Source organism: Pseudomonas sp. (assembly GCF_036404235.1).
Classification (GTDB): domain Bacteria; phylum Pseudomonadota; class Gammaproteobacteria; order Pseudomonadales; family Pseudomonadaceae; genus Aquipseudomonas.
The window spans coordinates 1-25858 of record NZ_DASWOT010000205.1 but is presented as its reverse complement, the minus strand read 5'-3'; the positions used below and the strand labels follow the sequence as shown (position 1 = coordinate 25858).

The 25858-nt window shown below is 56.4% G+C and carries 19 protein-coding genes; 5 read left to right on the top strand and 14 right to left on the bottom strand.

Translation table 11 applies throughout. From position 1 onward, the window contains the following. Window positions 1-163 precede the first annotated feature (163 nt). The 8 genes from VGC62_RS25605 to VGC62_RS25570 form a co-directional block, all read right to left on the bottom strand. Window positions 164-1279: an ABC transporter permease gene (locus VGC62_RS25605; RefSeq protein ID WP_331189873.1), complete on the bottom strand. Its 1116-nt coding sequence runs from the start codon at window positions 1277-1279 to the stop codon at window positions 164-166. After that, window positions 1280-4018 carry a ribosome-associated ATPase/putative transporter RbbA gene (rbbA, locus tag VGC62_RS25600; protein ID WP_331189872.1) on the bottom strand — a complete coding sequence of 913 codons (2739 nt, stop codon included), beginning with the start codon at window positions 4016-4018 and terminating at the stop codon, window positions 1280-1282. Further along, window positions 4015-5064, bottom strand: coding sequence for an HlyD family secretion protein (locus tag VGC62_RS25595; protein ID WP_414705849.1), 1050 nt, complete (start codon window positions 5062-5064; stop codon window positions 4015-4017). Before VGC62_RS25595 ends, rbbA begins: the two co-directional genes overlap by 4 nt. A 925-nt stretch (window positions 5065-5989) precedes the next feature. After that, the gene (locus tag VGC62_RS25590; RefSeq protein WP_331189870.1) at window positions 5990-6772 is read right to left on the bottom strand and encodes a (S)-acetoin forming diacetyl reductase; all 783 of its coding nucleotides are present in this window, start codon (window positions 6770-6772) and stop codon (window positions 5990-5992) included. A 121-nt stretch (window positions 6773-6893) separates the two neighbouring features. Further along, on the bottom strand, window positions 6894-8225 hold the full coding sequence (locus tag VGC62_RS25585) for a carbohydrate porin (protein WP_331189869.1): 1332 nt from the start codon (window positions 8223-8225) through the stop codon (window positions 6894-6896). Window positions 8226-8350: 125 nt separating this feature from the next. Then, window positions 8351-9799, bottom strand: a complete 1449-nt coding sequence (gene gabD, locus VGC62_RS25580) for an NADP-dependent succinate-semialdehyde dehydrogenase (protein ID WP_331189868.1) — start codon at window positions 9797-9799, stop codon at window positions 8351-8353. A gap of 118 nt (window positions 9800-9917) precedes the next feature. Next, complete coding sequence (locus VGC62_RS25575) at window positions 9918-11588, bottom strand: NAD(P)/FAD-dependent oxidoreductase (RefSeq protein WP_331189867.1); 1671 nt, start codon at window positions 11586-11588, stop codon at window positions 9918-9920. 162 nt (window positions 11589-11750) lie between these two features. Then, entirely contained in the window at window positions 11751-12551 is an 801-nt protein-coding gene (locus VGC62_RS25570; protein WP_331189866.1) for an SDR family NAD(P)-dependent oxidoreductase, read from the bottom strand. Window positions 12552-12860: 309 nt separating this feature from the next. Here VGC62_RS25570 and VGC62_RS25565 point away from each other — a divergent pair, with 309 nt between their 5' ends. Further along, on the top strand, window positions 12861-14729 hold the full coding sequence (locus tag VGC62_RS25565; RefSeq protein WP_331189865.1) for a sigma-54-dependent Fis family transcriptional regulator: 1869 nt from the start codon (window positions 12861-12863) through the stop codon (window positions 14727-14729). Between the two features lie 51 nt (window positions 14730-14780). On the opposite strand, the gene VGC62_RS25560 is transcribed toward VGC62_RS25565, so the two are convergent. The 6 genes from VGC62_RS25560 to VGC62_RS25535 all read right to left on the bottom strand — a co-directional run bounded on the left by VGC62_RS25560 (window position 14781) and on the right by VGC62_RS25535 (window position 21346). Beyond that, window positions 14781-15710, bottom strand: a complete 930-nt coding sequence (locus VGC62_RS25560) for an electron transfer flavoprotein subunit alpha/FixB family protein (RefSeq protein ID WP_331189864.1) — start codon at window positions 15708-15710, stop codon at window positions 14781-14783. Between the two features lie 15 nt (window positions 15711-15725). Next, window positions 15726-16475, bottom strand: a complete 750-nt coding sequence (locus VGC62_RS25555) for an electron transfer flavoprotein subunit beta/FixA family protein (RefSeq protein WP_331189863.1) — start codon at window positions 16473-16475, stop codon at window positions 15726-15728. A 62-nt stretch (window positions 16476-16537) separates the two neighbouring features. Continuing rightward, on the bottom strand, window positions 16538-17776 hold the full coding sequence (locus tag VGC62_RS25550) for a CaiB/BaiF CoA-transferase family protein (protein WP_331189862.1): 1239 nt from the start codon (window positions 17774-17776) through the stop codon (window positions 16538-16540). A 25-nt stretch (window positions 17777-17801) separates the two neighbouring features. Continuing rightward, window positions 17802-19004 carry a 3-oxoadipyl-CoA thiolase gene (locus VGC62_RS25545; protein WP_331189861.1) on the bottom strand — a complete coding sequence of 401 codons (1203 nt, stop codon included), beginning with the start codon at window positions 19002-19004 and terminating at the stop codon, window positions 17802-17804. 23 nt (window positions 19005-19027) lie between these two features. Further along, complete coding sequence (locus VGC62_RS25540) at window positions 19028-20557, bottom strand: 3-hydroxyacyl-CoA dehydrogenase (RefSeq protein WP_331189860.1); 1530 nt, start codon at window positions 20555-20557, stop codon at window positions 19028-19030. A gap of 3 nt (window positions 20558-20560) precedes the next feature. Beyond that, window positions 20561-21346 (bottom strand): enoyl-CoA hydratase, encoded by a 786-nt coding sequence (locus VGC62_RS25535; RefSeq protein ID WP_331189859.1) that lies wholly within the window; start codon window positions 21344-21346, stop codon window positions 20561-20563. A 238-nt stretch (window positions 21347-21584) separates the two neighbouring features. Here VGC62_RS25535 and VGC62_RS25530 point away from each other — a divergent pair, with 238 nt between their 5' ends. From VGC62_RS25530 to VGC62_RS25515, 4 genes are all read left to right on the top strand, one after another. Next, window positions 21585-22448: an IclR family transcriptional regulator gene (locus VGC62_RS25530; protein WP_331189858.1), complete on the top strand. Its 864-nt coding sequence runs from the start codon at window positions 21585-21587 to the stop codon at window positions 22446-22448. A gap of 56 nt (window positions 22449-22504) precedes the next feature. Next, the gene (locus tag VGC62_RS25525; protein ID WP_331189857.1) at window positions 22505-23659 is read left to right on the top strand and encodes an acyl-CoA dehydrogenase family protein; all 1155 of its coding nucleotides are present in this window, start codon (window positions 22505-22507) and stop codon (window positions 23657-23659) included. Window positions 23660-23709: 50 nt separating this feature from the next. Then, complete coding sequence (locus tag VGC62_RS25520) at window positions 23710-24984, top strand: MFS transporter (protein ID WP_331189856.1); 1275 nt, start codon at window positions 23710-23712, stop codon at window positions 24982-24984. Between the two features lie 500 nt (window positions 24985-25484). Beyond that, window positions 25485-25697 carry a hypothetical protein gene (locus tag VGC62_RS25515; RefSeq protein WP_331189855.1) on the top strand — a complete coding sequence of 71 codons (213 nt, stop codon included), beginning with the start codon at window positions 25485-25487 and terminating at the stop codon, window positions 25695-25697. Window positions 25698-25858: the final 161 nt, after the last annotated feature.

The following is a 25858-nucleotide window of genomic DNA, read 5'->3' as shown; positions in this document are numbered from 1 at the left end:
TAGCGGCTCGATGAATATCTTCGTAGCAGCGCTGATGAGAACCCGTTCGTGCGCGCTGACTGGATCAAACTCATGATCGCCGCTGCCCGTTTCAACTCAGCTTCGATAGCAGCGATATCAGTATCGAGCAAGCGGCCTTCATCAGGGCTTAGCTGGGCGACTGTCAATTTAAGGACTTGCGCAAGCGTGAAAGCGCGACGAAAAAGAACACGCTGCCAATCGTCACCAAAGCCAGCAGTTGTGGCCAGATGATTGACAACGAAGCACCGCGAAACAAAATCGCCTGACTGAGCTCGACGAAATGCGTTGTGGGGGCTATCAGCATGATGTTCTGCACCACTTCGGGCATGCTTTCTCGCGGGGTCATACCGCCTGAAAGAATCTGCAAAGGGATCAACGTCAGGATGATCAACAGCCCCAATTGCGGCATTGAGCGGGCCAGAGTGCCGTAGAAAATTCCGATCGATGTGGTGGCAAACAAATGCAAAGCCGCGCCCGCGAGGAATAGCGCGAGCGAGCCATTGATAGGAATCTGCAACCACTTTTCGATGATGAAAAACATCGACAGCCCCGCCGCTGCCAGCACTACCAGTGCCATTGACCAGACTTTGGCCACCATGATTTCAAACGGCGTGATGGGCATGACCAACAGATGTTCGATGGTCCCGTGCTCACGCTCGCGGATCAGTGCCGCACCGGTGAGGATGATCGACAGCATGGTGATCTGGTTGATCACCTCGTTAATCGCGCCAAACCAGCTGGAAATCAAATTCGGGTTGAATTCCATGTGTACCACCGACACGACCTCATCGGCCGTGACCGCGCGGTAATGCTGGAGAAACTCGGCAACCTCGGTGCCTATGATCTGCTGGATATATCCAGCCCCCGAAAATGCCTGGCTGATCTGGGTAGCATCGACGTTGACCTGTATCGTCGGCTGGCGACCGGCAAGCAGGTCCTGCTGGAAGCGTGCGGGGATATCCAGTGTGAAGGTATAGATGCCCGAGTCCATGCCATGGTCGATCTGGGTGTAGTCGATATCCACCGGTTTGAGGAAGTACGGCATCTGGAATGCGTTGATGATTTGGTTGGACACCTGCGACCGGTCTTCATCGATGACCCCAATGCTGGCCCGGTGCGGCGACTCCGGCACGCTGGTGGCAGCGGAATAAACACCGAGGGTGAACGAGAACACGATTAGAGCCAGCAACGCCGGATCGTGGTACAGACTGCGCAGTTCCTTGATGCCCAATTGCAGGATGTTGGAGAGACTTGACACTCACTTCTCCTGCTTTTTCAGGCCGGCGACGCTGAGGAGCGTCAGCACCGGGATGGCGATCAATAATGGAGTGAAATAGCCGTAAAGATCAGCCAGTCCTAACCCCTTGGAAAACACCCCACGGCTGATGGTGAGGAAGTGGCTGGTCGGATAAATATCGCCGATCAGCGCGCCTATCCCTTCCAGGGATGACACCGGATTGAGTAACCCGGAAAACTGGATCGCGGGTAGCAGCGTGACGATCGCCGTGCCAAAAATGGCTGCAATCTGGCTGGACAGGATCGAAGACATCAACAGCCCCATGCCCGTGGAACAGATGAGGTAAAGAAAGGCACCAATGATCAGCGTTGGCAGGCTTCCTTTGACTGCAATACCGAAGACCAGCACCGCCAATAGCAATAACAGAAAAAAATTGATCATCCCCAGGGCGATATAGGGCAATTGCTTGCCCAGCAAAAACTCCAGACGCGTCACGGGCGTGACATACAGGTTGGTGATTGAGCCAAGCTCTTTTTCCCGGACCACGCCCAAAGCGGTGAGCATGGCCGGGATCAGCATCAGCAACAGCGGGATCACCGCCGGAACCATCGCCGGAAGGCTCTGCACATCAGGGTTGTAGCGGTAGCGCAAAGCGATGTCCACCGGGCTGCCGGACGCCGTGCCGGTTGTTTCCAGCAAACGCTGCTGCAAATAATTGGTATGAATCCCGGCCACATAACCCTTGATGGTTTCAGCCCGGGTCGGCATGGCACCGTCGACCCAGAAGCTCACCTCGGGATGGCTGCCGCGTTTCAGGTCGCGACCAAAACCAGGCGGGATCTCTACCGCCAGGCTGATATTACCGCTGCGCATGCGCTGATTCAGGTCGTCGTAATCGCGCAGGTCCTGCTTCTCAGTGAAGTAGCGCGAGCCGGAGAGATTGAGAATGTATTCCTGACTGGACCCGGTCTGATCCCGATCAAGCACCGCGAAACGCAGGTTCTCCACATCAAGATTGATGCCATAGCCCATGATCAGCATCAGCAGCCCGGTGCCCAGCAGCGCAAGCGTGGCGCGGAACGGATCACGGCGTAACTCCATGGTTTCGCGGCGGCTGTAACTGAGCAGGCGCGGCCAACTGAAACGCGATTGCCGAACGGTCTTGGCAACATCTGCTGCCTGAGCGACAGTTGCAGGGGGCTCAGCTACTGTTTGCGGGGCCGCGACGTCTTCTAGGTAGGCAATAAAGGTTGCTTCCAGCGTCGGTAAACCACGCTTGTCCATCAAGGCTTGCGGCGTATCACTGTCCAGCACGCGACCGGCATGCATCATCGAGATTCGGTCGCAACGCATCGCTTCGTTCATGAAGTGCGTGGAGATGAAAATCGTCACCCCTTCTTCCCGGGATAACTGGATCAGCAACTCCCAAAAATTATCCCGCGCCACTGGGTCGACACCGGAAGTCGGCTCGTCGAGGATCAGGATTTCCGGGTTATGGATAACCGCCACCGCCAGCGACAGACGTTGCCTGACGCCCAGAGGCAGATCATTGGGCAAGCTGTCGGCCACAGAAACCAGGTCAAAGCGCTCAAGCATTTCCTTGATGCGCGGGCCCTGTCGCTCCTTGGGGAGATGAAACAGACGCGCGTGCAGCTCAAGGTTCTGCAAAACGCTCAACTCGCCATACAACGAGAAGCCTTGGGACATGTAGCCCACCCGGCGTCGAGTCTCGATGTCCTTGGGGTCGACTTCCTGTCCGAACAGCAGAGCCTTGCCTTCGGTGGCAGGCTGTAAACCGGTGAGCATCTTCATGGTGGTCGATTTGCCACAACCGTTGGAGCCGAGGAAGCCGAAAATCTCGCCCTTCTCGATGCGAAAATCCACATGATCCACCGCGACGAAATCCCCGAAGCGACAGGTCAGGCCGTGGGCTTCAATCGCCACAGCCGCCTCTGCGTCTTCGGTTTTGCGTGGCGGAATGACCAACGTGTGATGGCCACGGCGCTTTTCTTCTGGAAGCAAGGCAATGAAAGCCTGCTCCAGATTTTCGCTGTGGGTACGCTCCAGCAGCTCAGCGGGGGAGCCTGTGTCCAATACCCGGCCGTCGTCCATGGCCATCAGCCAGTCAAAGCGCTGGGCTTCGTCCATGTAGGCGGTGGACACCAGCACGCTCATGCCGGGACGGTTGCTGCGAATGCGCGCGATCAACTCCCAGAACTGATTGCGCGCCAGTGGATCGACGCCGGTAGTTGGCTCGTCAAGGATCAGCAGGTCAGGATCATGGATCAACGCACAGCACAGGCCCAGCTTCTGCTTCATGCCCCCGGAAAGTTTGCCCGCCGGGCGATCGGTGAAGCCATCGAGACCGGTGCTGTTTACCAAATCATCGATACGTCTCTTGCGCTCGGCTTGCCCCTGACCGAACAGACGGCCGAAAAAATCCAGGTTTTCGAATACCGTCAGGGTGGGGTACAGGTTTTTGCCCAGGCCCTGAGGCATGTAGGCAATGCGCGGGCATACCTGACGTCGGTGCCCGGCGTTGGCCATGTCGCCGCCCAGCACCTGCAACGAGCCCTGTTGCAGTTTGCGCGCACCGGAAATCAGTGCCAGCAGGCTGGACTTGCCAACCCCATCGGGGCCGATCACCCCAACCATGCAGTCTGCCGGTATCTGTAGCGTCACGTCATCCAGGGCGCATTGCTTACCGTAGTGCAGGCTTATTCCGGCAAGCTGCGCGACATTGGCCTGAGGCGCGGTCATTGCGGCACATTGATCTGAAGTTCAGCCGGCCATTGCGCATTGGCATCCAGCTTGAGATAGGCCATACCGGGTAGGCCGGTCTTGACCTGATTCAGATGTTTTTCCAGCAGTTTGCGATCAATCCGCGCCTTGACCCGGAACATCAGCTTTTCCCGCTCACTGCTGGTCTCCACGGTCTTGGGCGTGAACTGCGCCACACTGGCGACGTAGCTGACCTGCGCTGGGATCACATACTGTGGCGCGGCATCCAGAATCAGCCGCACGTCAGAGCCAAGCGCTACGCGCCCAGCCTGCGCGGTGGGCAGGAAGAAGGTCAGATAGACATCATTGAGGTCCACCAGATTAAGCACCTTGCCGCCAGCGGCCAACACCTCGCCAGGTTGTGCCACCCGGTACTGAACCCGCGCTTGGCGGTCGGTCTTGAGTTGGCTGTCAACGATATCGGCCTGCAGTCGATCAACCGCGGCCTTGAGCGCTTCAACGCTGGACTGCGCTTCTATGACCTGGGATTTGGCAGCAATAATCGCCGCTTCGGCCGACCAGACCTGAGCCCTGGCCGAAGCCAGTGCGGCCTGGTTGCTTTGCTGCGCGGCCAAATCGTCGTCCAGTTGCTGACGCGCCACGGCGTTGTACTTGACCAGTTGATCGGTACGTCCGTAGCGTTTTTGCGCGGCGGTCAACTCAGCAACCCGCTGGTTAACCGCGGCTTCGGCAGCCTGTTTTTCACTCTCACGCTGCTGCACGATGGCGGCGGCAGTCAGCACCGCATTGTCGGCTTGCCGTACCTGGGCCTGAGCCTGTTTCAACTGGGCCTCCAGCACTTGCACATCCATGGTGGCAATCACCTGACCGGGCTGAACAAAGTCGCCTTCATCCGCATCGATGGTCAGAATGCGCCCCGCCAGCTTGGTGGCCACATCTATTTCAGTGGCCTCGATGCGCCCATTGCCACTGGCAAAACCCTCGCCCAGTCCGGAGGGTCGAAGCTCCATCCAGGCCCAGAATCCCAGACCGATGACAATCACCCCACCCAGTACAAACTTCATCCAGTCTTTTTTGAATACCACGTGCATCCACTCTTCCTTAATGTTCGATCACAACGGATGCACCGGAGCAGGCTGGCAACAGCCCTGACCGGCGGCTCTTTTACGGTGACAGAATCACTTGCATGGCCGCATTGCCGAAGACTTCGTAGGCCCAATGACGTCATCGAGTTTAAAACGGTGAGTAATCAGCTTGCCAGGCCTAATCTTGCCAGCCTGCATCGTCTTGAGCAGCATCGGGATGGTGTTGGTATTGACCAGCCCGGTTGAGATATTAAAGACGAAGGTATCCTTGCTTCAAAGTAAATACTCGTAATATCTTCCTCAATCGCTACAAACGAAGTAGCCGATTGAAAATTGAGGCGTTTTTCGTCGACCCACGCCCACCCGCAGTGCCAAGAGATCCTGAGCGTAGGCCGTTTGGTCATGCGGGGCCTTGGCAATGCGCTGGAACATGCCGTCATCGATGATGACCTCGTTGAACTCTTTCCCCTTTGACTTCGGCGACCGGCATGCTCTGCGCGATGGCGAACCTCACCTAAAATACCGTAAACCCAAGAATCAGAAAGCTTGCGCCATTGGCAACCGCAAAGAGCTGCCATACATCAAAGAAGATTCTGGCCAACGCATCGTAGATGCCCCACCGTGCGGCTTGCATCCCTCGACGCCCGATTTAGCCCTGACCATTCAATGGTCACAGTGAAATGACCCACCGCATCGCTTGGGTGCCCCACAACCTCCAGATGAAGGTGAAGTCTGCACAGACAGGCTTACGGCTCTTTACCTCCTTGATGATCGGCGAGGGCAAAAACCATCATCCGTAGCGTCAACGCTTCAGGCAGGACGCGGCGTCGCCAATCAGTTTCAACGATTGACGACGCTTCCCCAGGACTAAATATTTTGGCTGTGCATAGGCGCGAGTTGAAACTTAATTAAACACCATTCCGCCATCAATAATGACAGCTTGACCTGTCATGTAGTCAGAATCCGGGCCGGACAAGAATGAAACACACGCGGCGACATCCTCTGGCTGAGAAAGTCTCTTTAACGCGATGTGCTGGGCGAATTGCTCCATCCCCCATTCAAAACTTTGCTTAGCATTGTCCGCCACATCCTGGGCAACCTTGCGCATCATGGGTGTATTTACAATGCCAGGGCAGTAGGCATTCACCGTAATGCCGAGGTGGGCCAACTCCTTGGCCGCCGTTTGGGTGATGCCACGGACGGCGAATTTAGTCCCACCATAAACAGCCAAGTCTGGATTGCCGACATGACCGGCTTGCGAAGAAGCACTGATGATTTTGCCACCGTGCCCCAGCGTTTTGAACGCGTTTACAGCGGCCTGTATACCCCACAAAACACCCCCTACGTTGATATCAAACGTTCTCCTGTAAATCTCTGGCGTAATAGCCTCAATGGGCGCAATGGGCGCAATACCCGCATTATTGATAACGACATGTAGATCGCCCAGGCCATCCACCGCCTCCTGCACGGCTTTGAAGACATCATCACGATCGGCCACATCAACTTTTACCGCCAGAGCTTTCCCGCCCTCTTTTTTGATTCGCTCAGCAACGTGATTTGCTGTTTCCATATTCATATCAGCACAGGCTACCGCAAAACCGTCTGACGCCAGTCGCAAGGCAATGGCCTCACCGATCCCTTGACCTGCGCCTGTAACAAAAGCAACTTTCCCTTGGGACTTACTCATTTTAGTTTTTCCTCGAACGTTATGGAAAATTAGACAGCAAGTACTTAGTGCTCTGACACCACCCCTATGAGGCAACATTCCGATAGAAACGTTGCTTGGCAGACGGTCTTGGGGCGAAAGCTTAGAAGATTACCTGGAGCTTCACACCTGCAACCAGAGCGTTATCCACTTCGTATACGCCGCCAGGGTGGCGCACATACTGCAGGTTCGGACGCACGATCAGCCAGTCGGTGACGTGTACGCCATAGTTGAGTTCGATGTTGTATTCGGTTCGCTGCACCGGGACGTAGAGAGGATTTTCATAGTCATCCACAGCGTTACTTGAATTGATCTGCCGTTGACGTCTGGACACATCATCGTTGACATGAATGCGCGCGATACCGATCCCTAGATCGTCCTTGGGTCGCGCATCAAATGGGCCTTTGTAGACCGCCCCGACGTTCTGGAAACTTTCGATGCCACTGGTGGCCTGGTCATGGACGGTCAAGCTGGCAAATACACTCAGGCCTCGCGCAGCATCACCATGATGCGTAGTGAGTTGCTGTTGGCCCATTACCCAAGCGCCATGCTTGCTGCTGCGCGACTTGGGCGCTTGGCCGGTGAGTCCCTGAGGCAAGTCATTGACGTCGTCATAAACATCATTGGCATTGGCGCTACTGTGGTAGTAACCCAACCGGTATTCGCCTGGCAGCGCTTCACTGCCCAGTAATGGTTTCCAGATAACCTCGACTGGCACCAGCGCTCCCTTGGTACCGCTACCGCTGAGTTTGAAGCCGTTGCCTGTCTCCAGATTCGAAGGGTTTTGTTCATACACACCGATTTGTACGGCCCACTGCGCACTGATGTTGTATTTGACCCGCATGCCCCATTGGCTCACGGGACCGCTGTACCAGATGTCACCAGCCACGTTACCGATCGGAGCGCTGCAAAACGCCAGGCTCTGAAAGTCGCACGGGAAACTGTTGAAGTCTTCGTTGACACCCAGGCGCCCAAGTTTGAGGTCTAGAGCTCCAGCCAGAAACTGCTGCCGATACCACATTTGGGTCAGGCGCCAGGTTTGCCCCCTACCCCATACTTCTTGAACAGAACTGAGCTGGCCGGTACGCGGGTCGGCTATCCGGTCGTTGGACAGATTGTTGCCATTACGCTCGGTTACCAGCAACTGGAACTCTGCATCATTCCATCCAAGGACTTTTTGCAGATCTAGGTGGGTACCCAGCGCCCATTGCGCGGTGTAACGCGCAGTGCGGTCATTGTTATAACCACCGTGCAAATTACTGGCAGCCTCTCCGGTGTAGCCCACAATGACGTCTACCCCCTTGTCCAGCAACTCGCTACGCGCCCCACCCCAGTCCCCTGTCCCCCATCGCGATGACAGGTCGGTCGCAGAAGCGGGGAAAGTCATGCAGGCGCAAATACCTAGTCCAAAATGCAGTTTCCAATGGTTATTCATGTCGACTTCCTTATTGTTATGTTTTACGAAACAGCGCTATGCGGACCGCCAGGCCATTGCGGTCGCAGAGATAGAAAGCGGATAAAAAGTGAGATCAGACAACTTGCCAGATGTGTTAACGCCGATCAGATACCTGCCAGGCAGAGATACTTGATCTCGAGATAGTCCTCGATGCCGTACTTGGAACCTTCCCTACCGACACCGGATGATTTGATACCGCCGAAGGGTGCCGCCTCGGAACTGATGATTCCGGTATTGACTCCTACGATGCCGTATTCAAGGCTTTCACCGACCTGGAACACCCTGCCCAAGTCCGACGAATAGAAGTAGGCCGCCAAACCGAACTCGGTATCGTTGGCCTTTTGAATGACCTCCACGTCGTCGAAGAATCGAAAGACTGGCGCGAGCGGACCGAAGGTTTCTTCCTTGGATACCCGCGCATTGTCTGGCACATCAACGAGAATGGTGGGTTCGAAAAAATTCCCGCCCAGCGCATGCCCTGATCCACCCCTGAGCACCTTGGCGCCCTTGGCCACAGCGTCTTCGATATGCTCGCGAACTTTCGCAACCGCCTTGCCATCGATCAGCGGGCCGATCGTTATGCCTTCGGCGAAGCCGTCACCCATCTTCAGCCCGGCGACTGCCGCCGACAGTTTGTCGACGAAGGCGTCATACACCTTGTCATGCACATACAGTCGGTTGGCGCACACGCAAGTCTGCCCGGCATTGCGGAACTTGGAAGCCAGCGCGCCCTCCACCGCTGCATCGAGATCGGCATCGTCAAAGACAATGAAGGGTGCGTTACCGCCCAACTCAAGGGAGACTTTCTTGATGTCCCGAGCGCACTTTTCCATGATCTGACGGCCAATTTCGGTAGAGCCAGTAAAGGAAATCTTACGCACGGTGGGATTGCTGGTCAGCTCTTCGGCAATCTCCGATGCTGTGCCGGTTACCACTGACAGAACGCCCTTGGGAATGCCCGCCTGCTCTGCCAGATCAACCAACGCCAGCGCCGAAAATGGCGTCTGGGAGGCAGGTTTGATGACCATTGTGCAACCGGCCGCTAGCGCTGGGCCGGCTTTACGCGTGATCATCGCGCTGGGGAAGTTCCAGGGCGTGATGGCCGCACAGACGCCGACGGGTTGTTTGATGACCAGCAGGCGTTTGTCCATTGCCCCCGGGATCAGATCACCATAGACACGCTTGGCTTCTTCGGCATACCACTCGATATAGGACGCGCCAAAAACAATTTCCCCCAAGGCTTCACTATATGGCTTGCCCTGCTCCAACGTCATGATGAGCGCCAGATCATGTTGATTTTCGATGATCAGTTCGTACCAGCGTCGCAGCTTGTTACCGCGCTCCTTGGCTGATAACTGTCGCCATGCTGGCAAAGCATGCTCGGCGGCTTCAATGGCACGCCGGGTTTCTGCTTTGCCCATCCGCGGAACCTGGCCGATGGAGATATTGGTCGAAGGGTTGGTGACCGTGATGGTCTCGCCATTATTCGCGGCGAGCCATTCACCATCGATATAAGCGTGCTGGCGGAAGAGTTCGGGATTATTCAGATTCACAGCATGTTCTCCAAATGGGTACGCAACCCAGAAGCAATTGCGCCCGTGGGCCGCTTGCCCTGGCGCAAGCGTTAAAAGCGAGTCAGACCTTGTTTGTCGGTAACCGGCTGCCGCTCTGTTAGTGCAATGTTTTTTGCACGGGCTTGTTCGCCACGGTCACGGCCTTGAACTTGAAGCCTTGGTATTCATTGTTTTTCACCGAAGTCAGTTCTTCGCTGAAAGCGCCCAGGCCTGCCATGTAGAAATAAACCGAGTTACTTTTACCCGGAATATTTGCCCCAAAAATCCAGGAGTCGGTCTTGGCGAACAGCGTTTGATCTGCAATTTCCTGGCAGGTCACGCCCCATTTATGCTCGCTTTCAGGATCAGGCTCTACGCTTGCCAGTTCGTTTTCTTCCATAAAACCAATCAAATCGGACACCCATTCGACTTCAGTCTCAATGGTGGGTGGCAGGTTGGTGAACGGCCCATTGGGCCCCAGGATCATGAACATGTTCGGGAAGTTTGCGGTGGCAACAGACAGGTAGCTGGAGGGGCCGTCCGCCCAATGATCCTTGATACTCACCCCGTCGCGGCCGCGAATATCAATACGCTTGTAGTTGCCGTCCACGGCATCGAAGCCCGTGGCAAAAATCAATACATCCAGTTCATGCTCCACCCCGTCCGCGGTACGAATACCGTTGGCGGTGATCGCCTCGATCGGGTTGGCCTTCACGTCCACCAGCGCGACGTTGTCTCGATTGAAAGTGGCGTAGTAGCCGCTGTCACACAAAGGGCGCTTCGCATAAAGATCGCGCGGCATCAGCTTGCGCGCCGTTTCCGGGTCCTTGACGATCTCAGCGATTTTCCCGCGGACAAAGTCCTGGGCCGCGACATTGGCTTCTTCATTGGTAGCGATGTCGTTGAAGGTCTGGAACATGTAACGGAAGCCACCGCCACCGTCCCAGGCACGCTGAAAGATTTCTTTACGCTCGGCATCGGAAACGCTCATGGTCGGAATATCACTTTCCTCAAAGCCGAACGCTAGCCGTGAGGAGCGAACTTCTTTCCAGATGGCGTCATAGTTGCGCTTAATGTCATCGACATACTCGCGACTGACTGGACCATTGCCCACTGGCACCGTGTATTGCGCAGAACGCTGGAAGACGGTCAGGTGCCCCACTGTTGGGGCGATAGCGGTGATGACTTGGCAGCCTGTCGAGCCGGTGCCGATGACGCCGACGCGCTTACCTTCCAATACAGCCTCGGCCGGCCAATTGGCGGTGTGATACATGTGCCCCTGGAACTGATCCAGACCTTCGATTTTCGGCACATTGGTTGCCGAGAGCAGGCCCAACGCCGTTACCAGGTATTTGGCACTGTATTGATGACCGTCATCGGTACTCACGAGCCAACGGCAACTTTGCTCATCGTAAACCGCAGACGTGATAGCTGTTTGCAGTTGAATATCCCGGCGCAGATCATGCCGGTCAACTGCGTGATTGAGATAAGACAGAATTTGCGGCTGGGTCAGGTAGCGCGTAGTGATTTCCCAATCCTGGCAGAGTTCACGATCCCACGAGAAGCAATAGACAAATGATTCACTATCGGACAAAGCTCCAGGGTAACGATTCCAATACCAAGTGCCGCCAACGCCGCCTGCTTTGTCAAAGGCGCGAACCTTCAAGCCTAGTTCGTCACGTAACTTTTTGAGCATGTATATGCCACCAAAGCCTGCGCCGATAATGACTGCATCGTAGTGAATGATATCGGTGCCCAGGGAGCGCTTGGCCAGAACGGTAGTTGTCATTGTGTTCTCCTGATTTAATCATTTTGTCTGCTAGTTCTAACTAACGACTGTCCGTAGATAGAATGTGCAGGCAAGCTGCGTTTGTTTCCCCGAATGGACATTCAGGGAAATTCAACTTCGTGATTTGGATAGAGCGGATCAGTTAAATTTCCGCGTCTCAAATTAGAGCGAGAAGCCGCCGTCTACAGCGATTGCCTGCCCGGTGACATGGGGTGCGCAGGCCAGATAAACAGCTAGTTGGCCCATGTCTTCGACGGTTTGCGCCTCGCCTTGTGGCAAAAGGCTGGACTGATGTCGTTCCCAGGATTGCTCTTCGGTCTCGCCCGGCTGGCTCCAGCGCGCGGAAAGTCCTTCGTCGCCGCGCCACATCCCCGTGCCTACAACCCCCGGGCACAGGGCATTGACCGTGATGCCTTCACGGGCCACTTCCTTGGCGAAAGCGTTGGAGAAGCCGATCACCGCAAACTTCGATGCGCTGTAGTGAGACAGGTCCGGGAATCCGACTTTGCCGGCGATTGAAGCCAGGTTGATGATTCGACCGAATTGGTGCTCGCGCATCAGTCTGAGTTCGGCCTGACAACACAGGAAGACCCCGCGGGCGTTGATGTTCATGATTCGGTCCCATTCGCTGACCGGCAATTCATCGACACGGCCCAAGCTGACGACGCCAGCGTTGTTAACCGCGATATCAAGGCGGCCGTATTCATGCCTTACTTGTTCGATCATGGCTGTGACGCTGTCAGCCTGGCTGACATCAACCTTCAGGGCGAGGGCACGCCGGCCCAGCGCACGCACGTTCGCGGCGGCTTCTTCTGCAATGTTCAAATCAAAATCGGCGAGTACCAGATCGGCGCCAGCCTGGGCCAGGCTCAGTGCGATGCCTTGCCCGATGCCACGTCCGGCTCCGGTGATCAAGGCAACTTTGCCTGTTAGCGAGAAATTGACAGCTGGAGATACGCTCATGTGATGCCTCTGATATTTATTATTGTGAGGTGTGACCGTCTGAAGCGGACCACTGAGACAGTCAGAGCAAATCAAATGCCAAACACCTTGAAATTGCTTGAATCGCTTGAGATAGAAGGCTTAACGCTTGTCAGACGGCACGCTGACAGCAAGGCTGGCTAAGACATAATGGCTCTCCTCTCCCAGCCAAAGCGCGATTGATGAGATGTTATGTCTCACAGCGCAGTGGCCGATCAATACCGCTTGTGAGACCCGCTCAACCCGCATTTAATGGGGCCTACAAAAATTAGATCCAACTTCGGAGGTACCATGTCCTCTGGCTACGCAAAGTCTCACGTGGAACACGTAAGTCGAGTGTTACGCACTGCCGAAAATGCTCCTACCGTACCGCTGCCCAACGTCATCCTTGATTCCTGGCGTCGCTCGGTACAACACCACAAACTTGATCCTGGCTCCCTTCAGGGCCCCAGGGTTCTGGAAGCTCATCTGCTTCATGAGCACCGTGAGCGTATCGATGATTTTCTGCATCTTGCCGGTGACGAGATCTCACGCCTGCACAGCCGGGTACGTGATGCCGATTACTGTGTGATGCTTACCGATACTCTGGGCTGCACGGTCGATTACCGAATCGAGTCGACCCTACGCAGTGAGTACCGTCGCGCTGGCATGGACGTAGGCACCTGCTGGTCGGAGAGCGAAGAAGGAACCACAGGCGTTTGCGCCGTGCTGATCGACAGACAACCCATCACCGTGCATAAACACGATCACTTTCGCGCTGCGTTTATTGGCATCACTTGCTCGGCTGCTCCGGTGTTTGCTCCAAGCGGCGAGATTCTGGCAGTTCTGGATGTCTCCTCCGTACGCGCTCCTGATGATCGGCGCAGCCAGCATCTGATCCGCCAAATGGTCATTCAGAGCGCCAGTGAAATCGAGAATGCCTATTTCATGCACAGCACTCAGGATCTGTACGTGCTACGGGCGCACCCTTCACCCGGCTTCATCGACAGCCAGCCACAATGCCTGTTCGCCTGGGATCGCGACGGGACGATACAGGCACTCAACCCTGCCGCCAGACGTCTTCTTCTCAAGCGTCATGGCAGGATTCCCACCGGCATTCACGAAGCTTTCGCCCCGGAGCGCCTTCCGGCGGCCAGCGACGACAGTATTCACTATCTGCCTTCACTGAGCGTGTATGCCCGCCTCAAAGCCCCCCGTAGACCAACCACCTCACCTATAGCGAACACTGTGGCTTTCGCGTTGGATCCCAAGGTGGCGGCAGCTCTGGAACTGGGCGTACGCGTCAAGGACCGCGGGCTGCCGGTGCTTATCCACGGTGAGACTGGTGCGGGTAAAGAACACTTTGCATTGCAACTGCACGCCGCGAGCAAGCGCAGTAATCAGCCGTTCATCGCAGTGAACTGTGCGGCAATACCCGAGAATCTCATCGAGAGTGAACTGTTTGGATACAGCGCTGGCGCATTTACCGGCGCATCCAGCAAAGGCATGCGCGGCCTGTTGGAGCAAGCTGATGGAGGCACGCTATTTCTTGATGAGATCGGCGATATGCCGCTCTCGCTCCAAACACGCCTGCTCAGGGTACTGAGTGAGGGCGAAGTGGCACCGCTTGGCGCAGCTCGACCCAAGCCCATCGACATTCAGGTCATTTGCGCCAGCCATCGAGATATATCAAGCTTGGTAGAACGCGGAAGCTTTCGTGAGGACTTGTATTTCCGTTTGAGTGGTGCGCGCTTTGACATACCGCCATTACGAGAGCGCAAAGACAAACTCCTGCTGATCAACAAACTGCTGGAAGAAGAATGCCAGCGCTCTGGCGAGCGGCTCGAGTTGGGCGAGGCGGCGCTGGAAACGCTCTTGAATTACAGCTGGCCCGGCAACATGCGCCAGTTACACCACGTGCTGCGCTATGCCTGCGCGGTCTGCACATCTCATGTCATCAGCGTGGATGACTTGCCGGCCACGCTGGGCATCGGTACGTCGGTAAAAGGACAGGAAACGGCATCCGGCAGCCCGGAACGTCAGGCGTTGATCGATACACTGGTGCGCAATCGATGGAAGCCGGTACTGGCAGCACAAGCGCTTGGAATCTCCCGCGCAACGCTGTATCGAAAAGTGAACCAGCATGGCATCAAAATGCCAGGTAAAGGCTCTTACGACTGAGTGAAGGCCAAGCGCTAAAGACATAGCGCCTGGCCTTGTCGACTCAACGTGTCACATCAATTGCTGAAGTTGCGGCAAAGCTTCAAAGAGATCGGCTACCAGGCCGTAATCGGCCACCTGGAAAATCGGCGCCTCTTCATCCTTGTTGATCGCCACGATCACCTTAGAATCCTTCATGCCTGCCAGGTGCTGGATCGCACCGGAAATACCGACGGCGATATACAACTGTGGTGCAACGATCTTGCCGGTCTGGCCGACCTGCATGTCGTTCGGTACAAAACCTGCGTCCACAGCCGCGCGGGACGCGCCGACCGCAGCACCCAGCTTGTCGGCCAGGGTGTAGAGGTGTTTGAAGTTGTCACCGTTCTGCATACCGCGACCGCCGGAAACGATGATCTTGGCAGCAGTCAGCTCCGGACGGTCGGACTTGGCCAGCTCTTCACCCACAAAGCTCGATTTACCCGCATCGTGAGCAGCCGAAACCGCTTCAACCGCAGCCGCTCCCCCCTCAGCAGCGACCGGATCGAAACCGGTGGCACGCACGGTGATGACTTTGACAGCGGCAGACGATTGCACGGTGGCAATGGCGTTACCGGCATAGATTGGGCGCTTGAAGGTATCGGCCGATTCTACCGAGATGATCTCGGAGATCTGATCGACATCCAGCAACGCAGCAACGCGTGGCAGGATATTTTTGCCGTTGGAGGTGGCTGCGGCCAGAATGTGGCTGTAGCCGCCAGCAAGTTCAACCACCAGTGGAGCGATATTCTCCGGCAGTTGATGCGCATACACGGCGTTATCGGCGACCAATACTTTGGCTACGCCAGCTACTTTGGCAGCGGCGTCGGCAACAGCCCAAGCGCCCGCGCCAGCAACCAGCACATTGATGTCACCGCCGATTTTGGCAGCAGCGGCCACGGTGTTCAGAGTGGTCGGAGCCAGTGTCGCGTTGTCGTGTTCTGCGATAACCAAAATAGTCATTTCAGGCTCTCCAATTCAAAGCACCTTCGCTTCGTTTTTCAGTTTCTCGACCAGTTCAGCCACAGACTTGACCTTGATACCCGCGCTGCGAGCAGCCGGTGCCTGGACCTTGAGCGTCTTGGTCGTGGAAGCCGTGGAAACACCCAGAGCCTCAGGGGTCAGCACTTCAAGCGGCTTCTTCTTGGCTTTCATAATGTTTGGCAGCGACGCGTAGCGTGGCTCGTTCAGCCGCAAGTCGGTGGTGACGATGGCTGGCAGGCTCAACGAGACGGTCTGCAGACCGCCGTCGATTTCACGGGTCACGGCAACTTTGTCGCCGCTGACTTCGACTTTCGACGCAAATGTGCCCTGAGCGTAACCGCTCAATGCTGCCAGCATCTGGCCGGTCTGGTTGTTGTCGCTGTCGATCGCCTGTTTACCGAGGATGACCAGTTGCGGCTGTTCCTTGGCAACGATGGCATTGAGCAGTTTGGCCACGGCCAGGGAGTTCAACTCATCAGCAGACTCAACCAGAATGGCGCGATCAGCACCTAGCGCCAGCGCAGTACGCAGTTGCTCCTGAGCAGTAGTCGGGCCGATGGAAACGACGACGATCTCGGTCGCAACGCTCTTTTCCTTTAGGCGTACGGCTTCTTCCACAGCGATTTCGCAGAAGGGATTCATCGACATTTTGACGTTAGCGAGATCGACGCCGGAGTTGTCCGCTTTGACGCGAACCTTGACGTTGTAGTCGACCACGCGCTTGATAGCGACGAGGACTTTCATGGCAGGCTCCAATGATTAAAATTGCCTTGAGAGCATCTGACGATGCTTGTGATTTTTTTAGCTTAACGGTCGCCAAGCTGCTCAATCACACCTTGGGCTTTCAATTCGGCTAGACGCTCATCATCCAGCCCCAATTGGCGCTTGAGCACTTCATCTGTGTGCTCGCCCAACATCGGCGCGCCGCGCTGATACTCAACCGGTGTCCCGGACAGCTTGATTGGACTGCCCACGGTCATGAAGTCAGGGTTGAGTGGGTGGGGAATGTTCACGAGCATGTCACGCGCTTTGACCTGCGGTTCATCCAGTGCCTGGGCGATGCTGTTGATGGCGCCAACCGGCACGCCCTGAGGGTGAATCCGTTGTACCCATTCATCGGCGCAGCCCGTCAGGAAATGCTCCGACAGAATTTTGATGACCTCTATCCGGTTGGTCACCCGATCAGCATTGCGCGCAAATCGAGGGTCCCGGGGCAGTTCCGGCAGATCGATGGCGTTGCACAGGGCGATGAATTGGCTGTCATTACCGCATGCAATGATGAAATCGCGGTCACTGGCCCGGAATACCTGGTACGGCACGATGTTCGCGTGGGCATTGCCATAGCGGCCCGGAGGTTTCCCAGAGGCCAGGTAGTTCTGACTCTGGTTGCACAAGGTTGCAACTTGCACATCAAGCAGTGCCATGTCGACATGCTGGCCCAGACCGGTTTTTTCGCGACTGAGCAATGCGGCCTGAATGGCAACCGTGGAGTAAAGCCCGGTCATCAAATCGGAGAACGCCACGCCGACTTTCTGTGGACCTCCACCCGGGAGATCATCTCGCTCGCCGGTGATACTCATCAGGCCACCGATGCCTTGAATGATGAAGTCATAACCTGGCTCGGCTGCGCGAGGCCCGGTCTGGCCGAAACCCGTCACCGAGCAATAGACCAGACGAGGATTGATTTGAGACAAGCTTGCATAGTCCAGCCCGTATTTGGCCAGTGAGCCCGCTTTGTAGTTTTCAATCAGCACATCACAGTTGGCTGCCAGCGCACGCACCATCTCCTGCCCCTCAACAGTGGCAAGGTTGAGTGCAACCGACAACTTGCCACGATTGGTGGACTGGTAATAAGAAGCTTCCCGGGTGGGTTCATCATTCTCGTCCCCCATCCACGGCGGTCCCCAGCCACGGGTGTCATCACCCGCGCCAGGCCGTTCAATCTTGATCACTTCGGCCCCGAGATCAGCCAAGGTCTGGCCGCACCAGGGGCCGGCCAGTACACGACTCAGGTCGAGCACGCGATATCCAGTCAAAGCACCCATTTCATTTCACCTTTCTCCACGGCGCTCATACGCGCTCGATAACCATCGCCAGCCCTTGGCCAACCCCGATGCACAGACTCACCACCGCGTAGCGCGTACCGCCTTTTTGCAGCGCCCTGGCAGTGCTGATCGCCAGGCGCGCACCAGAAGCGCCCAAAGGATGGCCGATCGCAATGGCACCGCCATTGGGATTGACGCGCGGGTCATCGAAAGACACATCCAGCCCCTTGAGGCAGCCCAGAACCTGGGAGGCAAAGGCTTCATTGATTTCAATAATGTCCATGTCCGCCAGGGTTAAACCTGCGCGTTGTAGAGCCTTGTTGATCGCCTCGACCGGCCCGACGCCCATGATCCGAGGGGCAACACCCACAGCGGCAGCAGACAAAATACGCACCATTGGCACCAGACCATGACGTTCACCAGCAGCTTTGGAGCCGATGAGCAGCGCAGCCGCACCATCGTTGACCCCCGATGCGTTACCTGCAGTGACGACACCGCCCTCGGACAAAGGCTTGAGCCGCGCGAGGGCCGCCAGATCAGATTGCGGGCGAGGATGCTCGTCCTGATCAACGAGATTGGGCGGTGTCTTGCGCCCGGTTGGTACGCTCACAGCGAGCAGTTCGTCAGCGAAGAAACCGGACAGCCGCGCAGCTTCGTAGCGGGCCTGGGATCCGGCCGCAAACACGTCCGCTTGCTCACGGCTAATACTGTAATCGGAAGCTACGTTGTCACCGGTCTGAGGCATGGTGTCATTGCCATACTCGGCGGTGATTTTCGGATTGGGGAAGCGCGCACCAATAGTGCTGTCAAATACCGTGAGCTTGCGACTGTAGGCAGTCTCAGCCTTGGCCAGGACGAAGGGCGCACGGGACATGCTTTCCACACCGCCCGCGACGAAAAGGTCACCTTCCCCACACGTAACCGCACGAGCAGCATCGATCACTGCCGCCAGACCGCTGGCGCACAGGCGGTTTATCGTTTGCCCCGGGACCGTCACCGGCAGGCCTGCCAACAGCGCGGCATGACGGGCAATATTACGGCTGTCCTCCCCCGCCTGATTGGTGTTGCCGAGGATTACATCCTCGATGGCATCACCGGGAATGGCATGGCGGGCGAGCAATTCTCGGATAACGTGGGCAGCGAGATCGTCCGGGCGAATGGCAGCGAGGGCTCCACCGTGGCGACCGAACGGCGTGCGCAGCCCCGCAAAGATATAAGCGTCGAGCATGGAAAACTCCTGGAATTCCGAGATCAGTTAAGCGCCGGTTCACTGTGGCGCAGGGATAAGCCAAGCGCCGCTCGACGACGCAACCACGGCCCCGGGCGATAACGCGGATCCCCGGTCAGTTCGGTCATGCGCTGCATAATCGTGAGCAGACGTTTGGCACCGACCTCATCGCCCCACGCCAGAGGGCCCTGTGGGTAGGCCAAGCCGCGACGCACGCCCTCGTCGAGATCGTCGACACTGGCGATACCTTGTTGAACGATGTCGCCAGCCAGGTTGATGATCATTGCCAGCACGCGCTGGGCGACGAAGCCCACGCTGTCGTGGATCACGCTGACCCCGACCCCGTCGCGGGCCAACAGCGCATGAGCTGCGTCGCGCATATCAATCCGGGTGGCCGGTGTGGGCATTAAAGTGCGATAGCGGCCAAGGTCCAGCAGCGGGTCAATGCAGACAGTGCGCGCTGGGTCGGTGGCGAACTTGCCGGCGGCGGCGGTGGCGTCCAGCCCATAGGGCGCCAGCAGACAGAGGGCTTCACTGGACGGCGTCGCGTCCTGTTCTACTTGCGCGCCCAAGGTGTGCAGCAAGGCAATCAAGGCGGCACGATCCGTGTCGTTCTCAGTGCCGAGCCAAACCGGGGGTAGCGCGCTCACGGTCGGCACCACCTGAGCCTGAGGTGTATCCACCCTCTGGCCATTGGCATAGCGATAAAACCCGCGCCCAACCTTGCGGCCAACGTATCCGGCCTCCAGCATCTGGCGGGTAAGCGCCGCCGGACGGTAACGAGGCTCCTGGTAAAACTGGTTGTAGATCGACTCGATGACCGGATGGGAAACGTCCAGCGCCGTCAGGTCGAACAACTCCAGCGGCCCCATACGAAAACCCAGCCCTTCGCGCAGGATGCGGTCGATCTCGGCTGGCTCGGCCACGCCTTCCTTGAGAATTTGCAGGGCTTCGGTGCTGTAGGCGCGCCCGGCATGGTTGATGATAAAACCGGGGGTGTCCTTGGCCCTGATACCCCGGTGGCCCATGCGCGACGCCAACGCTTGCAGGCAGTCGCCGATCAGCGGATCGGTGGCCAGGCCGTCGATGACTTCCACCACTTTCATCAGGGGGACAGGATTGAAAAAGTGAAAACCCGCGACACGTTCGGGGTGCTGGCAACCGCGCGCAATGCTGGTAACCGACAGTGATGAGGTATTGGAAGCCAGAATGCAGTCATCGGCCACAACGGCCTCCAACTCTGCCAGCAAGGCCTGTTTGGCATCGAGACGTTCGATGATGGCCTCAACCACCAGATCAACGCTCTTCAAATCCGCAAGAGAAGTGGCTACTTGAAGCTGCCCAAGGGTCAGTTGTGCATCGCTGCTGGTGATCTTGCCCTTGCTCACCAGCTTGCCCAACGTCAGCTCAAGGTTATCCCTGGCTCCCTGCGCCGCGCCGTCACGATTGTCGAACAGCGTCACTCGAATACCCGCCTGGGCGGCGATCTGGGCAATACCGGTGCCCATCACGCCGGCACCGACGATGGCCATGTGATTAATCACGCGTGTCATGGGTCACTCTCCTACAAAGCTGGCTTTACGCTTTTCCAGAAAAGCGCGAGCGCCCTCTTTCTGGTCCTTGGAGTCAAACAGCAACTGGAACGCCTTGCGCTCAAGGACCAGCGCACTGTCCAGCGGCAGGTCCGCACCCGCCAACATGACTTCTTTAATCTGCGCCACGGCCAACGGTGGCAAGGCAGCAATCTGCGCGGCCAGTTCCAGTGCGCGGGAGATCGTCTGGTCGTCGCTCACCACCTCGCTGACCATACCCATGGCCAGCGCCTCAGGGGCTGGCACCATGCAACCTGTCAGGGCGATGCGCATCGCCTGGAATTTACCGACGGCACGGACGAGACGCTGGGTTCCCCCCGCTCCAGGCATCAGGCCGAGCTTGACCTCTGGCTGCCCAAAACGAGCGGACTCACCGGCGACAATAATGTCGCAGTGCATGGCCAGTTCGCAGCCGCCACCCAAGGCGAAACCGTTCACCGCTGCGATCACGGGTTTCGGGCAACGGCCGATGGCTTCCCACAGGTATTCGGTATGGCGCAGGTACATCTCGATGGGGGTAGCGTCAGCGAACTCTCGGATGTCGGCACCGGCAACAAAGCACTGCTCGCCCCCGGTCAGGACGATGGCGCGTACCTTCGCGTCATCAGCCAGCGCACGAAAATGCTGGGCGAGTTGCTCGCGTATGGCGCTGTTAAGGGCGTTTTTAGCTTCTGGACGTGAGATGCGCAAAAGTGCGACAGCGTCCTTGCCTATTTCGAGGGTGACGACTGGCTCATTGGGGGAGTTCATATTTTCTCTCTTATTGTGTTTCGCTAGACGAAACTAGATACCGAACTATTGATTTATCATAAAGACGGTCTTAAAGCGCTGTAAACAGTTAATCAATAAATTTTATTTTTCCCTTACAAATAAAGGGTTTTTGACTGAATTCAGCTCATTTTTAATTTTTTAACTGTTGAAGGTCTTTTGTTTCGCTCTGCGAAACTGTATTTTATTTTCTTGCATTTCCAAGAATTGGGGTTTTAACATGGCACGCAACAAGACGGACCAGTCCGCAGCGGACACCAGTGGTTCAGATGATTTCGGCTTGCTGAGCATGGGCAATCTCGATCCGGCGAGCGGGATGAATGAAGAGCAAGGCAGTGGCCAGTTTGTGACGGCCCTGGCTCGCGGCCTTGAGCTGCTGAGGTGTTTCACGCCACGGGCGAACGTGCTGGGTAACCAGGACCTGGCCAGGATGACCGGGCTGCCCAAACCGACAGTGACGCGCCTGACCAATACGTTGATGCGCCTGGGATGTCTCAAGCGCGAAGTGCATTCGGGCAAGTACCAACTGGATGTTGGTGTACTCGGCTTCGGTTACGCGATGCTGTCGAATCTTTCGATTCGCGCAGTCGCCCATCCACTGATGGAAGACCTGGCCAATCACGCTCAGGCAGCTGTTGCAATGGCAGCCCGTGACCGGCTTCAGATGGTGTATCTGGATGTGGTTCAGGGTCAGGGCAACATGACCATGCGGCGCCAGATAGGCAGTTATCTGCCGTTGGCACAGAGTTCGATGGGCAGGGCTTGCCTGGCGGCAATGCCGGAAACAGAGCGGGAGTTTTTACTGAACCACATCCGCCAGCGAGAAACGGACCAATGGCCAGCGATCCGCAAGGGGCTCGACCGTGCATTCAGGGACTACGCCGATTACGGGTACTGCCTGTCAGTCGGTGAATGGCAACGGGATGTGAACTCCGTTGCAGTGCCGCTGGCGCACCCGCAGTACGGATTGCTGACGTTCAACTGCGGTGGACCCAGCTTTCAACTACCACGCGAAAAGCTTGAGGACGAGATCGCCCCACGCCTGATCGACATGGTTAACAACATCGGCGCCGCTGCTCGCTAACGCAATGGTATCGGCGCCCTAATAAATGGCCCGTTCAAGGGCCTTGAGGAGCGCAAATGATCCGTGATACCGAAACCCTTCAGATCCTCCTGGATTCCCTTCGCCAGTTCGTCAACGAAGCGTTAATTCCACGGGAAAACGAGGTAGCCGAGACCGACAACATTCCGGACGACATTGTTAGTCAGTTGCAAGAGATGGGGCTGTTCGGGCTGACGATCCCGGAAGAGTTCGGCGGCATGGGTGTGACCATGGAAGAAGAGGTGAACATCGCTTTCGAACTGGGGCGCACCTCTCCGGCTTTCCGCTCCTACATTGGCACTAACAACGGCATCGGCTCGATTGGCATTCTGCTCGACGGTAGCCAGGAGCAAAAACTCAAATACCTGCCAAAACTGGCCTCGGGTGAGCTCCTGAGTGCCTTTTGCCTCACCGAGCCCGATTCGGGTTCGGACGCTGCATCACTCAAAACCAGCGCAATACGTGACGGCGATCATTACATCATCAACGGCACCAAACGCTTCATTACCAATGCACCCCATGCCGGCATCTTCACGGTGATGGCCCGCACGAATGCAGACATCAAAGGCTCGGGCGGTATCAGCGCATTCATCGTAGAGCGCGACACGGCTGGCCTATTTCTGGGCAAACCCGATCACAAGATGGGGCACAAAGGCGCTCACACCAGCGACGTCATCTTGGAGAACGTTCGGGTTCCAGCCAGCCAGTTAATCGGTGGTATTGAAGGTGTAGGGTTCAAGACCGCCATGAAAGTGCTGGATAAAGGTCGACTGCATATTGCTGCCCTGAGCGTGGGGGCAGCGGAGCGCATGCTGGCTGACTCGTTACAATATGCAATCGAGCGCAAGCAGTTCGGCAAGCCGATTGCCGAGTTTCAACTGATCCAGGCAATGCTTGCCGACAGCAAGGCGGAAATCTATGCCGCGCGCTGCATGGTGCTGGATGCCGCACAAAAACGTGACCAGGGTCTGAACATCGGCACCGAGGCTTCCTGCGCCAAGATGTTCGCCACCGAAATGTGCGGTCGGGTCGCTGACCGCGGCGTCCAGATCCACGGCGGTGCGGGTTATGTAAGCGAATACAGCATTGAGCGATTTTATCGCGACGTACGCCTGTTCCGAATCTATGAAGGCACTACCCAGATTCAACAGCTGGTCATTGCCCGCAATATGATCCGCGACGCCCAGAGCTGACCGCTCGGACTCAAGCCCCCCTGTTCCTATAAATACAATAAGGTGACGTGATGGAAGCTGCAGCTCAGGTCAATGCCAAGGCATCGGCTAAAAACAACACGTGGGTGTTGGTATTTGTTTTCTGCTTTCTTGGCTTGTTGATTGATGGCGCTGATCTGATGCTGCTCTCCTACAGCCTCAGTAGCTTGAAGGCTGAATTTGGCCTGACCAACGTCGAGGCTGGTAGCCTGGGAAGCTTCACCCTGGCAGGCATGGCTATTGGTGGTATTTACGGCGGATGGGCCTGTGACCGTTTCGGCCGGGTAAAAACCGTCGTGTGGAGCATCATTCTCTTCTCCGTTGGCACAGCCGTGCTCGGTCTCACGCAGAACTATTGGCAGTTCGCAATTACCCGTTTCCTGGCATCACTGGGGATCGGTGCCTTGTATGTGGCGTGCAACACGCTGATGGCTGAGTACGTACCGACGCGCTTTCGCACCACTGTGTTGGGTACCTTGCAAGCCGGCTGGTCGGTGGGCTATATCGTTGCGACGTTACTGGCCGGGTGGATTCTGCCAATCCACGGCTGGCGCTGGCTGTTCTATGTTGCACTTATTCCGGTCATCCTGGCCGTGGTGATGCAGCGTTTCGTCCCTGAGCCGCAGGCCTGGGTCAACGCACAAGCCGAACGCGCCAAGCGGAAAATTGAAGGCGGTTCGAAGCCGACATTGGCCAAGCGCGAGAGCATGTACAAACAGATTTTCGGTGATCCCAAGGCTCGCCTTATGTTCACCTGCTGGGCGCTGACGGCAGGCTTTCTGCAGTTCGGCTATTACGGCGTGAATAACTGGCTGCCAACCTATCTGGAAAGTGAATTGGGTATAAACCTCAAATCCATGACCGGCTACATGGTGGGTACTTACACCGCCATGATCCTCGGCAAGATCCTGGCCGGCCTGGCGGCCGATCGTATTGGTCGTCGCGCCGTGTTCGCGTTTGGTGCCTTGGGGACTGCGGTATTTCTGCCGATCATCGTGTTATTCCAAAGCCCGGACAACATTCTGTGGATGCTGGTGGTGTTCGGTTTCCTGTACGGGATTCCTTATGGTGTAAACGCCACTTACATGACCGAGAGTTTCGAAGCCAAGTTTCGCGGATCTGCCGTCGGCGGGGCTTACAACATCGGACGTCTGGGTGCAGCAACTGCTCCTGCGGCCATTGGTTTCCTGGCGTCCCACGGCTCGATCGGCGTCGGGTTTTTAGTGATGGGCGCAGCCTATTTCATCTGTGGTGTGATCCCGGCACTGTTTATTCGAGACAAACAGTTCGATCCGCAAAAGCAATAAAACTTCGATAGTTCGACGCAGCCCCTGCCGACCCCCATGTTTGGCAGGCGGTTGTGTATCGCCTCGCAGAACGCCTGAGCCCCATCACCCTATCAAATGCTGTATCCAACATACCTGTAGCCAACATACCTATGACGTCGACATTGTTTTCTTTAGGTCTACCCTGAGTAGATAGTTAGATCATCTATAAACTAAAGTTTATGCGATAGCATTCCACCATGGCGCAACATATTGCCACCCTTCTTTGAAACCAATCCACATGCGACCCAACTCATGAATCTGGGCAGATTTCGGCGGATGCAATTCCAAACAAAAGAGGATTACCATTTCAAAATTTTATACCGTGTTTTTACGCGCTACTTTTTAATTCGCTTTCTAACAATATTGTCATCCTTCACTCACCCTCCCGTTAACTTTCGAGGCTTACCATCACGCCTAACTCCTGAGGTGCGATTAAGCGCGCCTCTGGTTTCTGCCATTGCACCTATACGGTAATCACCATGAATCTGATCAAGTCGCTGGTTTTCACAGCCACCGTCCTTTCCTGTACATCTGTACTGGCTGAGGACGGCAGTGACCGTGCGAGCCAGGCCGCTCAAAAGATCCGCTTGGCTCAACAAACTCACTTCAATGACCACAGCAGCGAAGCTTCTCGGTTCGTCAGCGCTGACGAGAAATCTCGCGCTGAACCAATGAAGAAGTCAGAAGGTTAAGTCCCGGCTCTACACAATTCGCCTTTAGTAGCTCTACAGCTCCTTTGGTCAAGGTGAATCTTTAAGCGTCCTTCGGGACGCTTTTTTTTGCGTTTTTTATAGATTGTCTGGCGAACGTCCCGCCTGCCTAATGTGTCCTAACACAGCCTCTATTATTCATT

Coding starts and splice junctions, on each gene's coding strand:
- rbbA (WP_331189872.1), bottom strand. CDS start 4,018: ATGACCGCGCCTCAGGCCAATGTCGCGCAGCTTGCCGGAATAAGCCTG.
- VGC62_RS25585 (WP_331189869.1), bottom strand. CDS start 8,225: ATGAATAACCATTGGAAACTGCATTTTGGACTAGGTATTTGCGCCTGC.
- VGC62_RS25555 (WP_331189863.1), bottom strand. CDS start 16,475: ATGAAAGTCCTCGTCGCTATCAAGCGCGTGGTCGACTACAACGTCAAG.
- VGC62_RS25535 (WP_331189859.1), bottom strand. CDS start 21,346: ATGAACTCCCCCAATGAGCCAGTCGTCACCCTCGAAATAGGCAAGGAC.
- VGC62_RS25515 (WP_331189855.1), top strand. CDS start 25,485: ATGAATCTGATCAAGTCGCTGGTTTTCACAGCCACCGTCCTTTCCTGT.
- VGC62_RS25565 (WP_331189865.1), top strand. CDS start 12,861: ATGTCCTCTGGCTACGCAAAGTCTCACGTGGAACACGTAAGTCGAGTG.
- VGC62_RS25550 (WP_331189862.1), bottom strand. CDS start 17,776: ATGGGTGCTTTGACTGGATATCGCGTGCTCGACCTGAGTCGTGTACTG.
- VGC62_RS25560 (WP_331189864.1), bottom strand. CDS start 15,710: ATGACTATTTTGGTTATCGCAGAACACGACAACGCGACACTGGCTCCG.
- VGC62_RS25530 (WP_331189858.1), top strand. CDS start 21,585: ATGGCACGCAACAAGACGGACCAGTCCGCAGCGGACACCAGTGGTTCA.
- VGC62_RS25540 (WP_331189860.1), bottom strand. CDS start 20,557: ATGACACGCGTGATTAATCACATGGCCATCGTCGGTGCCGGCGTGATG.
- VGC62_RS25575 (WP_331189867.1), bottom strand. CDS start 11,588: ATGACAACTACCGTTCTGGCCAAGCGCTCCCTGGGCACCGATATCATT.
- VGC62_RS25545 (WP_331189861.1), bottom strand. CDS start 19,004: ATGCTCGACGCTTATATCTTTGCGGGGCTGCGCACGCCGTTCGGTCGC.
- VGC62_RS25520 (WP_331189856.1), top strand. CDS start 23,710: ATGGAAGCTGCAGCTCAGGTCAATGCCAAGGCATCGGCTAAAAACAAC.
- VGC62_RS25570 (WP_331189866.1), bottom strand. CDS start 12,551: ATGAGCGTATCTCCAGCTGTCAATTTCTCGCTAACAGGCAAAGTTGCC.
- VGC62_RS25525 (WP_331189857.1), top strand. CDS start 22,505: ATGATCCGTGATACCGAAACCCTTCAGATCCTCCTGGATTCCCTTCGC.
- VGC62_RS25595 (WP_414705849.1), bottom strand. CDS start 5,064: ATGAAGTTTGTACTGGGTGGGGTGATTGTCATCGGTCTGGGATTCTGG.
- VGC62_RS25590 (WP_331189870.1), bottom strand. CDS start 6,772: ATGAGTAAGTCCCAAGGGAAAGTTGCTTTTGTTACAGGCGCAGGTCAA.